This window comes from Streptomyces sp. NBC_01431, assembly GCF_036231355.1.
Taxonomy (GTDB): Bacteria; Actinomycetota; Actinomycetes; order Streptomycetales; family Streptomycetaceae; genus Streptomyces.
The window spans coordinates 3,323,753-3,336,015 of record NZ_CP109496.1; the positions used below are offsets into that span (position 1 = coordinate 3,323,753).

Below are 12,263 nucleotides of genomic sequence, written 5' to 3' on the forward strand. Positions count from 1 at the left end.
AGGGACTTACAAATTTCATATGACCACGCGGTCACAGGCTGCTAATCTTCGGGGCCGCTCAATCGCACAATCGTGCGCTTGTCCATGTTTCCAGGGGGGAACGCGAAGATGAGTCAGTCCTTTCCGCCGCCACAGCAGCCGGGTCAGCAGCCGGGCCAGTTCGAGCAGGCCCAGCAGCCGCAGGGAGGCTTCGGCTACCCGATGGCTCCGATGGCCCCGCCGGCCGCTCCGGTGCGGAACAACTTCGCGCTCGGCCTGATCGCCGCGATCGTCGCCGCCCTGGTCACCGCGGGCATCTACGGTGCGATCATCGGCGCCACCAAGCACGAGATCGGTTACGCGGCCGTCGGCGTCGGCTTCCTGGTCGGCTTCGCCGCGGGCAAGGCTGGCGGCCGCAACCCCGCGCTGCCCGTCATCGGCGCCGTGCTCTCGCTGGTCGCCGTCTACTTCGGCCAGCTCCTCGGTGAGGCGATCATCGCCTCCAAGGAGCTCCCGGTGACCGTCTCGGAGCTGTTCTTCCAGCACTTCAGCCTCCTGAACGAGGCCTGGAAGGCCGACGCCGACCCGCTCACCTTCCTGTTCTTCGCGATCGCCGCGGTGGCCGCCTTCTCGGGCGCCAAGAAGGCCTCCGTCTGAGCAGCCGCACGACACCGCACAACGAAGGGGCCCTGATCGCCAGCCGATCCGGGCCCCTTCGTTGTGCGGCTGACCTCAGCGCTTGTGCTGCGCGTCCGCCACCGTGACCTCGACCCGCTGGAACTCCTTGAGCTCGCTGTAACCAGTCGTCGCCATCGAGCGGCGCAGGGCGCCGAACAGGTTCATCGAACCGTCCGGGGTGTGCGAGGGACCGGTGAGGATCTCCTCCGTGGTGCCCACGATGCCCAGGTCGACGAGCTTGCCGCGCGGCACGTCCTCGTGGACGGCTTCCATGCCCCAGTGGTGGCCGCGGCCCGGCGCGTCGGTGGCGCGGGCCAGCGGGGAGCCGATCATCACCGAGTCGGCGCCGCAGGCGACGGCCTTGGGGATGTCGCCGGACCAGCCGACCCCGCCGTCCGCGATGACGTGCACGTACCGACCGCCGGACTCGTCCATGTAGTCGCGGCGGGCCGCGGCGACATCGGCGACGGCGGTGGCCATCGGGACCTGGATGCCCAGGACGTTGCGGGTGGTGTGCGCGGCGCCGCCGCCGAAGCCCACCAGGACGCCGGCCGCACCGGTGCGCATCAGGTGCAGGGCAGCCGTGTACGTGGCGCAGCCGCCGACGATGACCGGGACGTCCAGCTCGTAGATGAACTGCTTCAGGTTGAGCGGCTCGGCGGCGCCCGAGACGTGCTCGGCCGAGACGGTGGTGCCACGGATGACGAAGATGTCGACGCCCGCGTCCACGACGGCCTTGGAGAACTGGGCGGTGCGCTGCGGGGAGAGCGCGGCGGCGGTGACCACACCGGAGTCGCGCACCTCCTTGATGCGCCGGCCGATCAGCTCTTCCTTGATCGGGGCCGCGTAGATCTCCTGAAGGCGGCGGGTCGCGGCGGCCTCGTCCAGCTCGGCGACCTCGTCGAGCAGCGGCTGCGGGTCCTCGTACCGGGTCCACAGACCTTCGAGGTTCAGCACGCCCAGGCCGCCGAGCTCGCCGATGCGGATCGCCGTCTGCGGCGAGACCACGGAGTCCATGGGGGCGGCCAGGAAGGGCAGTTCAAAACGGTAGGCATCGATCTGCCAGGCGATCGAGACCTCCTTCGGGTCCCGGGTGCGCCGGCTCGGGACGATGGCGATGTCGTCGAACGCGTACGCCCTGCGGCCGCGCTTGCCGCGCCCGATCTCGATCTCAGTCACGTTGTGTGGGCCTTTCCCTCTACGTCTGCATGCCCCAGTATCCCCGACACAGCGCCGAGGGGCGGCCCCGGGAACTCCGGGGCCGCCCCTCGGGCGCTCTGCGGGCGTCAGCGCCGGTTGTAGTTCGGCGCCTCGACGGTCATCTGGATGTCGTGCGGGTGGCTCTCCTTGAGGCCCGCCGAGGTGATCCGGACGAACCGGCCGTTGTCCTGGAGCTCGGGCACGGTGCGGCCGCCGACGTAGAACATCGACTGGCGCAGACCGCCGACGAGCTGGTGCACGACCGCGGAGAGCGGGCCGCGGTAGGGCACCTGGCCCTCGATGCCTTCGGGGATCAGCTTGTCGTCGGTGGAGACGGTCTCCTGGAAGTACCGGTCCTTGGAGAACGAGCGCTGCTCGCCGCGGGACTGCATGGCACCGAGCGAGCCCATGCCGCGGTACGACTTGAACTGCTTGCCGTTGATGAAGAGCAGCTCGCCCGGGGACTCCTCGCAGCCCGCGAGCAGCGAGCCGAGCATCACCGTGTCGGCGCCCGCGACCAGGGCCTTGGCGATGTCGCCGGAGTACTGCAGACCGCCGTCGCCGATGACCGGCACGCCCGCGGCCTTCGCCGCGAGGGAGGCCTCGTAGATCGCGGTGACCTGCGGGACGCCGATGCCGGCCACGACGCGGGTGGTGCAGATGGAGCCGGGGCCCACGCCGACCTTGATGCCATCGACGCCCGCGTCGATGAGCGCCTGGGCGCCGTCACGGGTGGCGATGTTGCCGCCGATGACGTCGACGCCCGACGAGTTCGACTTGATCTTGGCGACCATGTCGCCGACCAGGCGCGAGTGGCCGTGCGCGGTGTCGACGACGATGAAGTCGACGCCGGCGGCGATCAGCGCCTGGGCGCGCTCGTAGGCGTCGCCCGCGACACCGACGGCCGCGCCGACGAGCAGCCGGCCGTCCTTGTCCTTGGCGGCGTTGGGGTACTTCTCCGCCTTGACGAAGTCCTTGACCGTGATGAGGCCCTTGAGGATGCCGGCGTCGTCGACGAGCGGCAGCTTCTCGATCTTGTGGCGGCGCAGCAGCTCCATGGCGTCCACGCCGGAGATGCCGACCTTGCCGGTGACCAACGGCATCGGCGTCATGACCTCGCGCACCTGACGGCTGCGGTCCGATTCGAAGGCCATGTCGCGGTTGGTGACGATGCCGAGCAGCTTGCCCGCGGAGTCGGTCACCGGGACGCCGCTGATGCGGAACTTGGCGCACAGCTCGTCGGCCTCGCGCAGCGTCGCGTCCGGGTGCACCGTGATCGGGTCGGTGACCATGCCGGACTCGGAGCGCTTCACCAGGTCGACCTGGTTGGCCTGGTCCTCGATGGAGAGGTTGCGGTGCAGCACGCCCGCGCCGCCCTGACGGGCCATGGCGATGGCCATGCGCGCCTCGGTGACCTTGTCCATCGCCGCGGAGAGCAGCGGGACGTTCACCTTGACGTTCTTCGAGAGGTACGAGGAGGTGTCGATCTGCTCGGGCGCCATGTCGGACGCGCCCGGCAGCAGCAGCACGTCGTCGTATGTCAGCCCGAGCGTCGCGAATTTCTCGGGCACTCCGTCGACGTTTGCAGTCATGACACCTTCCCCAATGGCCTTGATCGGTGCGGATGTCCATGCTAACGGGCTGTGCGGGTGTCTCATTCCACGAGCAAGATCATCAAGATTCTTTGTACGTTCGCACGTGTTTCACATCGGCGTACGCCGCATAAGGCTCCCCGCGCTCACAAGAGGCGCGCCTACTGCTCCGCGAGGGCCCGCAGCCTGCTCAGCGCGCGGTGCTGGGCCACCCGGACCGCGCCGGGCGACATCCCCAGCATCTGGCCGGTCTCCTCGGCGGTGAGGCCGACGGCGACCCGCAGCACCAGGAGCTCCCGCTGGTTCTCCGGGAGGTTGGCGAGCAGCTTCTTGGCCCACTCCGCGTCGCTGCTGAGCAGCGCCCGCTCCTCGGGGCCGAGCGAATCGTCGGGGCGCTCCGGCATCTCGTCGGACGGCACGGCCGTCGAACCGGGGTGGCGCATCGCGGCCCGCTGGAGGTCGGCGACCTTGTGCGAGGCGATGGCGAAGACGAAGGCCTCGAAGGGCCGCCCGGTGTCGCGGTAGCGCGGCAGCGCCATCAGGACGGCGACGCAGACTTCCTGGGCCAGATCCTCGACGAAGTGGCGAGCATCACCCGGAAGGCGGCTGAGCCGGGTGCGGCAGTAGCGCAGTGCGAGGGGGTGGACGTGCGCGAGGAGATCGTGCGTGGCCTGCTCGTCGCCGTCGACCGCACGGTGAACGAGTGCACCGATGACCCCTTGGGCCGCAGCCTCGTCGTCGCGCATCGATCCATGGTGCCCCGGCGCCGCCCCGTCCGCGGCACCGCGTCCGTAGTTGTGCACTGAAGCGTTATGAGCGGGTGCGCCGGAACTCATCCCCTGCACCCCCCTCCCGCTCGACCGACCTGTCCCCGAGGAACTCCACACCTACAAGGATGCGGCATCGCGGCGGAAGCAACACCTCTGCTGCCGTTCGCGGGGCGACCGGGCCCGTCCGCCCGGCGGCGGACGGGGCTCCGACCGGCTGTGCAAACCGCCGTCAGCGCACCAGACCCCAGCGGAAACCGAGCGCCACGGCGTGCGCCCGGTCCGAGGCACCGAGCTTCTTGAACAGCCGCCGGGCGTGCGTCTTGACCGTGTCCTCGGACAGGAACAGCTCGCGGCCGATCTCCGCGTTGGAGCGGCCGTGGCTCATGCCTTCGAGCACCTGGATCTCACGCGCGGTGAGCGTGGGCGCCGCGCCCATCTCGGCCGACCGCAGTCTGCGCGGGGCGAGCCGCCAGGTCGGGTCGGCGAGCGCCTGGGTGACGGTCGCCCGCAGCTCGGCGCGCGAGGCGTCCTTGTGCAGGTAGCCGCGGGCGCCGGCGGCGACCGCGAGCGCGACCCCGTCGAGGTCTTCGGCGACCGTGAGCATGATGATCCGGGCACCCGGATCCGCGGACAGCAGCCGCCGGACGGTCTCCACACCGCCCAGTCCGGGCATGCGTACGTCCATCAGAATCAGGTCCGAGCGGTCGGCACCCCAGCGGCGGAGGACTTCCTCGCCGTTGGCCGCCGTCGTCACACGCTCGACGCCGGGCACGGTCGCAACCGCGCGGCGGAGCGCCTCGCGGGCAAGCGGGGAGTCGTCGCAGACGAGGACTGATGTCATGGCCGCCCTCCGCAGCTGATGCGCGTCACCTTGAGCCTCCAGGCTGGGTACATGTGTCACCTGTGCGATTGACGCTCTCGGACACCTGCCCGAGCGCTTGTTCTTTCAATCGCTCCGCACTCTCAACGACGGTCACTCGAAAGAGTTACGGGTCGGACGGGCACGTTCGGCACTCTACGTGAGGAAGCGCGCACACAGGAGAGCGCCGCGAGTCCGGCGCCCAACTTTTTGACCTATGCCCCATTTAGCAGCTTTTCTTCCCTTTTGCTGGTGTCTGTGACTAGATTCCCAATGAGTCATATTTACATCTACTTCTACAGGAGATGTACCTTCGTCGGTACGTACGTTTCGGATGAGCCCTCGTGCGCACCCGTCCCGTACCGGCCGCCCATCCGTCTCAGCACACGGCTTCAAGGGGACTAGAGCAATGGCAGATTTCTCCCGCCTTCCCGGACCGAACGCCGATCTGTGGGACTGGCAGCTCCTCGCGGCCTGCCGCGGGGTCGACAGCTCGCTCTTCTTCCACCCGGAGGGCGAGCGCGGCGCGGCACGGAGTGCGCGCGAGAGCTCGGCGAAAGAGGTGTGCATGCGCTGCCCGGTGCGTGCACAGTGCGCGGCCCACGCCCTGGCGGTACGGGAGCCCTACGGGGTGTGGGGCGGACTCACCGAGGATGAGCGCGAAGAACTCATGGGCAGGGCCCGTAACCGCCTGGTGACGGCGGCCGCACCGGCCGTCGGCATGGGGCCCAGCTGAGCGAGCCCGGATCGGACCGGATCAGAAGAAACGTTCCTGCGCCGTTTGGTCCAGCGGCGTCGGCAAAGTCGTGCCCCGGCGCCCCCTGGTAGCGCCCGGCGCCCTCAGCCGCGCGTGGCGGCGCGGACCAGCTCGTCCAGGGTGGCCGCGACGGCCGGAACCCGGGCCAGGTCGGGCAGCGTGAGCGCCACGATCTCCCGCTCGACGGCGGGCTCGACGGTCACCGTCCGCGCCCCCTTGGGCCGCACGGACTCGATCGCGAGCTCCGGCAGCACCGCGACACCGAGCCCCGCCCCGACCAGACCGATCACCGCCGGGTAGTCGTCCGTGGCGAAGTCGATGCGCGGGGTGAACCCGGACTCCTCGCAGACCTCCACCAGCTGACGGCGACAGCGGGGGCAGCCCGCGATCCACGGCTCACCGGCCAGGTCCTTGATGGCGACGGTGCCCGCCTCGGCCAGCGCGTGCCCCTCGGGAACCAGCCCCACCAGGCGGTCGACCAGCAGCGGGCGCACCACCAGGTCGTCCCACTCCGTGGCGTTCGAGCCGTACCGGAAGGCCAGCGCGACGTCGCAGTCGCCGTCGCGGAGCATCTCCACCGAATGCGGCGGCTCGGCATCCACGAGGGAGACGCGGGTACCGGGATGCGCGGCACGCAGCGCGGCGAGCGCGGTCGGTACCAGCGTGGAGGACCCGCTCGGGAAGGAGACCAGGCGCACCCGCCCGGCCCGCAGGCCCGCGATGGCGGCGATCTCCTCCTCCGCGGCGGTCAGCCCGGCCAGGATGCCGGAGGCGTGCCGGACCAGCACCTCGCCGGCCTGCGTCAGACGCATCTCGCGGCCGGTGCGGATGAGCAGCGGGGTGCGGGCCGACGATTCGAGGGCTTTCATCTGCTGGCTGACGGCGGGCTGGGTGCAGCCCAGCTCTCGGGCCGCCGCCGAGAAGGAGCCGGTGGTGGCGACGGCGCGCAGGACGCGGAGATGACGGGCCTCGATCATTTCTTCATCATAAGCGAATCTTGGAGACTGCGGAGAAAAATCGTGCATAACTTTGGGTTTGCCTCGGCTAGCGTTCGCTGAATGGAACTCCTGTCTGTGAACCTGGGCCGCGCCATGGCCGTCGACTACACCGACGCCGAAGGCGGCCTGACCGGTATGAACAAGCGGCCGGTGACCGGCCCGGTCCGGGTCTTCGCGCCGGGGCCCAGGGGTGCGGGCGGCAGCGGCGCCGAGGGCGACGATGTCTGCGACAGGCGCCACCACGGCGGGGACCACCAGGCGCTCTACGCCTACGCCCGCGAGGATCTGGACGTGTGGGCCGAGGAGTTCGGCCGCGAACTGCCCAGCGGATCGTTCGGCGAGAACCTCACGACGTACGGCATCGATGTGAACGACGCCCGGATCGGCGAGCGTTGGCGGATCGGCCGGAACGTCGTCGTCGAGGTGGCGTCCGGACGCATCCCCTGCCGTACGTTCGCGAGCTGGCTCAATCAGAAGGGCTGGGTCAAGCGCTTCACCCAGGCGGCAGTGCCGGGTGCGTACTTGCGGGTGATCGAGCCGGGAGAGATCCGTGCGGGCGACCCGATCGAAGTGATCGAGCGACCGGATCACGAGGTTTCGGTCACGTTCTGGTTCCGGGCGTTCACGACCGAGCGGACGCTGCTGCCGCGCACCCTCGCCGCAGGCGAGGCCATGGAGCCCGAGGCGCACGAGACCGTACGGAAGTACCTGGCCAAGCACGCCGCTTAGGGGAGGGCGCCGACCCGGCCCGGAAGAACTGTCGGTATTGGGCCAGTTCATGCGGATGGGGGCCGGACCGGGGGCGGTCACCGCACCGCCACCGGGGCACTAACGTGCGCGTATGACGACTGCACTGATTACGGGAGCGACGGCGGGCATCGGCGCCGCGTTCGCGCGGCGCCTGGCGGCCGATGGACACGATCTGGTGCTGGTGGCCCGGGACACCAAGCGGCTGCGCGAGCAGGCCACCGAGTTGCACGACCGGCACGGCATCGAGGCCGAGGTGCTGACCGCCGACCTGTCCACCGAGGACGGGATCGCCGCGGTCGAGGCGCGCCTCTCGCAGCCCAGACAGCCGGTCGATCTCCTGGTCAACAACGCCGGGTTCGGCAACAAGGGCAGTTATCTGGACGTTTCCATGGCCGACGAGCTGACCATGGTGAAGGTGCACATCGAGGCGGTGCTCCGGCTGACGTCGGCGGCGGCCTCCTCGATGCGCGAGCGCGGGCGCGGCGGGGTCGTCAACGTGGCCTCGGTCGCCGCCTTCGTACCGCGCGGCACCTATGGCGCGTCCAAGGCGTGGGTCGTGCAGTTCACGCAGGGCGCGGCCCGGGACCTCGCCGGGTCCGGGGTGCGCCTGATGGCGCTGTGCCCCGGGTTCGTGCGCACCGAGTTCCACCAGCGGGCCGGCATGGGCACCGACAACATCCCTGGCTGGCTGTGGCTGGACGCCGACAAGCTGGTGGCGGCGGCCCTGAGCGACCTCGCCCGCGGGAAGTCGCTGTCGATCCCGGACCCGCGCTACAAGGCGCTGATGGGCGCGGTGAAGCTGGCGCCGCGCGGCCTGCTCGGCGGGATCACCTCCAAGACGGGCCGCAAGTACGGGCCGAAGTGACCTGGGGGCGTCCGGTTGACGCCCCTCAGTTCCGGCGGTTCCGGGCCTCGGTGGCTGAGTAGTCGACGTTGTACTTACGCCCGTGGTGCGGGGCGGCGTTGGCGACCGGTCGGCGAGCACGGCGGCTGCCGACGCGGTGCCGTCGGCGGCGGTGCGGCGAGGTCTCATATGCCCTGCGTGCGGCCGGTCGGGGAGGTGTGGACGGTCGGTGAGGTGGAGTCGAGTACGAGTCGGCAGGTGGTTCCGTTCCGCCAGGTGACCTGGATCGTGTGGCCGGTGACCTGGATGTCGGCGAGGGCGTGGACCGGGCCGGGGTCCGGTTCCGCGGTGAGGGAGGCCAGTGCGACGAACAGCGAGGATTCGGTGCTGGTCGCTCCGTGGAGGGCCTGGATGTCCGAGGCGGGGCCGAACAGGGTTGATCCGGCGGCCAGTTGACACGCCCCTGCGGTATAGCCGTGCACGGGGTGCAGCTGGGCGGTGCGGCCCAGGGTGGTGGCCCAGCCGGTCTGGCGTACCGGGGTGCCGGGGGTGGCCCCGATGACGAGGTGTGCGCGGAGTTCGGCGCGGCCGTGCGCCAACGTCACCGAGACGATGCGCACGCCCGGCGGGCCCGGCCGCGGCTCGGACAGTGAGGCGGCCCAGCCGGGGCCGTGGCCGAGCGGCGCCGCGGGCCCCCGGGTGGTCGGCCCGGCCTGGGACAGCAGGGCGAAGTGGTTGTCGGGCGTGCCCGTCGAGGTCGGGCCGGTCGCGGTCGAGTAGGCGAAGCGCGAGTAGCAGGGGTCCTCATCCGGGCCGCCGTCCAGGTGGTGGTTACTGCCGTGGTTGTGGAGGCGGACCAGGCCGTCCGCGGCCGTCGACTGGATGAGCATGTTCGGCCGGCCGAGGGTGATGGCCGCGTCCTCGGTCTCGGCGGGCAGCGGTTCCTCGACGGCCGTCCAGGCGGGGTGGTCTGGCGGCAGGAGCAGTCCGAGGTAGCCCTTGGCCGCCCAGTACGGGGAGGCGGGGCCCGAGTAGTGCTGGATCACCGGCGGGTACGGGCCATGCCAGCCCAGCGTGAGCAGCCCGTTGGCGTCGGTGGCGCCCCGGTTGTCCGGCCGGTCGAGGAAGTACTTCAGGGTGCCCGAGGCCAGCCGCCGGGTGGCGCCGGGAGTGAGGGGCGTGTGGCCGGTGAGCGCGCCCAGCCAGGGGGCGGCCGCGGCGGCGAAGCGGTAGGTCAGCGAGCGCCCGTACGGCAGCGGCGCACCGTCGGACCCGAACAGGCGTGTATGCGCGTCGAGTTGGGCGTGCAGCCGGGGCCCGTAACGGTTCAGGAGGTCCTGGTCGCCGCCGAGGTGGGCGTGCAGGACGGGATAGAAGTGGAGCGCCCAGGCGTTGTAGTGGTCGAAGGAGCGGTTCGGGCCGTCGCTGTACCAGCCGTCGCCGAGGTACCACTGATCGATGCGTTCCAGGGCGCGTTCGATGGTGACCGCGGCGCGGTCGGTCTCGATGCCGACGTCCTGGAGGAATCCGGCGACAGTGAGCCCGAACAGCCACCAGTTGTTGTCGACCGGGGACGGGCGAAGGGCGGGCAGCAGCCAGTCGACGGTGCGTCGGCGGGTGCGGTCGTCCAGCTTGTCCCACAGCCAGGGGCGGGTGAGACGCAGTCCGAGCGCGATGGAGGCCGACTCGACGACGGCCTGTCGGACGTGGGTGGTCAGCGGCCAGGCGTCCGGATGGGACGGCGTCAACTCGCCGGTGGGGAGCGGGTGTTGGGTGCCCGAGGCGAGTCCTTGGGCGTAGCGGTCGAGGTGGCCGTGCGGATCGTCGCCGTTCGCGCCGGCCACGCGGAGTGCGGCGAGCAGCCAGGTGCGGGCGTAGCCTTCGAGGCCGTCCGAGCGCGGCCCCGACCGGCTGGGCCGGGCCCCGGGCAGGTTGATCAGACCCCGCCCCGGCGATGCGTGGGGCCGCACCGCCAGCAGGAGGCGGTCCGCCGTCCTCTCCCAGTGCTCGCGCGTCCAGCCGGTGTACGGGCTGAGCTCACGGTTCTCGAACGCGATGGGCATGGATGCGCTCCCCTCATGGATGCTTCCCTGGAGACGGCGGCGCCGGAATCGACAGGACCCGCGGGGCCGTTCCGGCGGGGTCCGGGATGGGCTCCTGGTCCCGGTCTTGGTCCAACCCGGAACCTGGTGCTGGTCCAACTCGGTCCTGGTCCAACCCGGATCTGACGCGGTCCCGGTCTGGATCCAGCCCCGCCGACCCGGGCTCTGGTCCAACCCGGTCCTGGTCCGGTCCAGATCCGACACCGACCCCAGCCCAGGGCCAATCCGACCCCTGGTCCCGGCCCCGGGGGCGGTTGGGGGCGGAGCCAAGCGTGGGGCCCGGTCTCGCGGAATCTCTGGGAACTTAGAGCTCTGTTTGATCGAACGTCAATGGATCGGACCGAATGATCGAAACTCTCGGCACTCGATCACGCTGCACTAGGGTCATGGCCCATCGGGCCACCACACCGCGAAGGGGATGCCGCCGTGCGTGAACGTGCTGCTGAACGTCATGACCGACTGCTGGAGCTGGTGCGCGCGCGTGGTTCGGCGCGGGTCTCCGAGCTCGCCGCCCAGCTGGGGGTCTCGCCGGTGACCGTGCGGCGGGACGTGGAGTTCCTGGCCAACGAGGGGCGCCTGGACCGGGTGCACGGCTCGGTCTCCTGGCCGGGCGCCACCGACGCTCCCCCGCAGGGCGGGCCGGCATCCGGTCCCGGCCCCGCCCCCCGCGAGCTGGTCATCGGCATGCTCGCCCCCAATGCCACGTACTACTTCGCCGAGGTCATCAGGGGTGCGCACGAGGCGGCCGCAGCCGCGGGGACGCGGCTGGTCCTGCGGATCTCGGACTACCGGCCGCAGGAGGACGCGGGCCGGGCGGCCGGGCTGCTCGCGGCCGGGGCCGAGGGACTGCTGATCGCGCCGGGCTGGAAGGAGCCGGACGACCCGGTCGAGCACGGCGCCTGGATCGCCGGACTCCCGGTGCCCACCGTGCTCCTGGAGCGGCGCGGGGTGCCCGGCCGGGAGCTGGACGATCTGGACCGGGTGTGCTCCGACCACAGCCACGGCGTACTCATCGCGGTGCGCCACCTGCTCGGCCTCGGCCACTCCACACCCCTGCTGGTGGCGCGGGCGGACAGCCCCACGGCGATCGCGGTGCGCGCCGGATACCGGTACGCGCTCGACGCGCTCGGCCTCAAGTCGCCGCTCCCCCCGATCGGTTCGGTGTCGGCCGAAGTGGACCCGGCCGGCTTCGAGCGCGCCGTTCAGGCGCTGCGCACGGCGGTCCTGGCCGGCCGGGCCACGGCGGCGCTCGTACACAACGACGTGGACGCCATCCGGATCGTGCAGCGCCTGGCCGAACTCGGCGTCCGGGTCCCGGACGACCTGGCCCTTGTGGCGTACGACGACGAGGTGGCGGCCCTCGCGGACATCCCGCTCACCGCGGTCGCCCCACCCAAGCACGAGGTCGGGCGGTACGCCGCCGAGCTGCTGATCGAGCGGCTGCGCAGGGGGCCCGGAGGCGGTCCGGGCGCGGGCGCCGAGGGGCCGCGGCGCCATGTCGACCTGCTGCCGCGGCTGCGAGTGCGGTCCTCCTGCGGGGCCCCGTCGGAGACCCTGCCAAACACGGCGACCCCCCGGTCCTGAATCAAGCCTCTCTGGGCCCCTCCCGAGCAGCGCGACCACCCAGTCATGAACCAAGCCCCTCGGGCCCCTCCCGAGACCCTGCCGAACGGGGGCACCCCTCCAACCGCGAACCAAGACCATTCGCTCTCCCTTTGATCTTTTTTCGATCAA

11 protein-coding genes are annotated in these 12,263 nt (G+C 70.9%); 5 read left to right on the forward strand and 6 right to left on the reverse strand.

All coding sequences use genetic code 11. The features are described from left to right. Window positions 1-108 precede the first annotated feature (108 nt). Entirely contained in the window at window positions 109-636 is a 528-nt protein-coding gene (locus tag OG522_RS15110) for a hypothetical protein (protein ID WP_329463515.1), read from the forward strand. A gap of 75 nt (window positions 637-711) precedes the next feature. On the opposite strand, the gene OG522_RS15115 is transcribed toward OG522_RS15110, so the two are convergent. The 4 genes from OG522_RS15115 to OG522_RS15130 all read right to left on the reverse strand — a co-directional run bounded on the left by OG522_RS15115 (window position 712) and on the right by OG522_RS15130 (window position 5,060). Next, a complete protein-coding gene (locus OG522_RS15115) occupies window positions 712-1,836 on the reverse strand; it encodes a GuaB3 family IMP dehydrogenase-related protein (RefSeq protein WP_329463516.1) in 1,125 nt (374 codons plus the stop codon). Between the two features lie 107 nt (window positions 1,837-1,943). Further along, entirely contained in the window at window positions 1,944-3,449 is a 1,506-nt protein-coding gene (guaB, locus tag OG522_RS15120; protein WP_329463517.1) for an IMP dehydrogenase, read from the reverse strand. A 161-nt stretch (window positions 3,450-3,610) separates the two neighbouring features. Continuing rightward, the gene (locus OG522_RS15125) at window positions 3,611-4,195 is read right to left on the reverse strand and encodes a sigma-70 family RNA polymerase sigma factor (RefSeq protein WP_329463518.1); all 585 of its coding nucleotides are present in this window, start codon (window positions 4,193-4,195) and stop codon (window positions 3,611-3,613) included. 253 nt (window positions 4,196-4,448) lie between these two features. Next, window positions 4,449-5,060, reverse strand: coding sequence for a response regulator transcription factor (locus OG522_RS15130; RefSeq protein ID WP_003948568.1), 612 nt, complete (start codon window positions 5,058-5,060; stop codon window positions 4,449-4,451). Window positions 5,061-5,487: 427 nt separating this feature from the next. Between OG522_RS15130 and OG522_RS15135 the strand changes: the two genes are divergently transcribed. Then, entirely contained in the window at window positions 5,488-5,814 is a 327-nt protein-coding gene (locus OG522_RS15135; protein ID WP_329463519.1) for a WhiB family transcriptional regulator, read from the forward strand. 104 nt (window positions 5,815-5,918) lie between these two features. Here the strand turns inward: OG522_RS15135 and OG522_RS15140 are convergent, their stop codons facing one another. Beyond that, entirely contained in the window at window positions 5,919-6,812 is an 894-nt protein-coding gene (locus OG522_RS15140) for a LysR family transcriptional regulator (RefSeq protein ID WP_329463520.1), read from the reverse strand. 81 nt (window positions 6,813-6,893) lie between these two features. Here OG522_RS15140 and OG522_RS15145 point away from each other — a divergent pair, with 81 nt between their 5' ends. Beyond that, entirely contained in the window at window positions 6,894-7,562 is a 669-nt protein-coding gene (locus tag OG522_RS15145; protein ID WP_329463521.1) for an MOSC domain-containing protein, read from the forward strand. Window positions 7,563-7,674: 112 nt separating this feature from the next. Beyond that, complete coding sequence (locus tag OG522_RS15150; RefSeq protein WP_329463522.1) at window positions 7,675-8,448, forward strand: SDR family NAD(P)-dependent oxidoreductase; 774 nt, start codon at window positions 7,675-7,677, stop codon at window positions 8,446-8,448. Between the two features lie 164 nt (window positions 8,449-8,612). Here the strand turns inward: OG522_RS15150 and OG522_RS15155 are convergent, their stop codons facing one another. Then, window positions 8,613-10,490 (reverse strand): DUF2264 domain-containing protein, encoded by a 1,878-nt coding sequence (locus OG522_RS15155; protein ID WP_329463523.1) that lies wholly within the window; start codon window positions 10,488-10,490, stop codon window positions 8,613-8,615. Between the two features lie 465 nt (window positions 10,491-10,955). Between OG522_RS15155 and OG522_RS15160 the strand changes: the two genes are divergently transcribed. Beyond that, a complete protein-coding gene (locus tag OG522_RS15160) occupies window positions 10,956-12,113 on the forward strand; it encodes a substrate-binding domain-containing protein (RefSeq protein ID WP_329463524.1) in 1,158 nt (385 codons plus the stop codon). The last annotated feature ends 150 nt before the right edge of the window (window positions 12,114-12,263 follow it).

What these genes read in the sequence shown, in the direction of transcription:
- OG522_RS15110 (WP_329463515.1), top strand. Translation starts at nt 109, where the DNA reads ATGAGTCAGTCCTTTCCGCCGCCACAGCAGCCGGGTCAGCAGCCGGGC.
- guaB (WP_329463517.1), bottom strand. Translation starts at nt 3,449, where the DNA reads ATGACTGCAAACGTCGACGGAGTGCCCGAGAAATTCGCGACGCTCGGG.
- OG522_RS15125 (WP_329463518.1), bottom strand. Translation starts at nt 4,195, where the DNA reads ATGCGCGACGACGAGGCTGCGGCCCAAGGGGTCATCGGTGCACTCGTT.
- OG522_RS15130 (WP_003948568.1), bottom strand. Translation starts at nt 5,060, where the DNA reads ATGACATCAGTCCTCGTCTGCGACGACTCCCCGCTTGCCCGCGAGGCG.
- OG522_RS15135 (WP_329463519.1), top strand. Translation starts at nt 5,488, where the DNA reads ATGGCAGATTTCTCCCGCCTTCCCGGACCGAACGCCGATCTGTGGGAC.
- OG522_RS15140 (WP_329463520.1), bottom strand. Translation starts at nt 6,812, where the DNA reads ATGATCGAGGCCCGTCATCTCCGCGTCCTGCGCGCCGTCGCCACCACC.
- OG522_RS15145 (WP_329463521.1), top strand. Translation starts at nt 6,894, where the DNA reads ATGGAACTCCTGTCTGTGAACCTGGGCCGCGCCATGGCCGTCGACTAC.
- OG522_RS15150 (WP_329463522.1), top strand. Translation starts at nt 7,675, where the DNA reads ATGACGACTGCACTGATTACGGGAGCGACGGCGGGCATCGGCGCCGCG.
- OG522_RS15155 (WP_329463523.1), bottom strand. Translation starts at nt 10,490, where the DNA reads ATGCCCATCGCGTTCGAGAACCGTGAGCTCAGCCCGTACACCGGCTGG.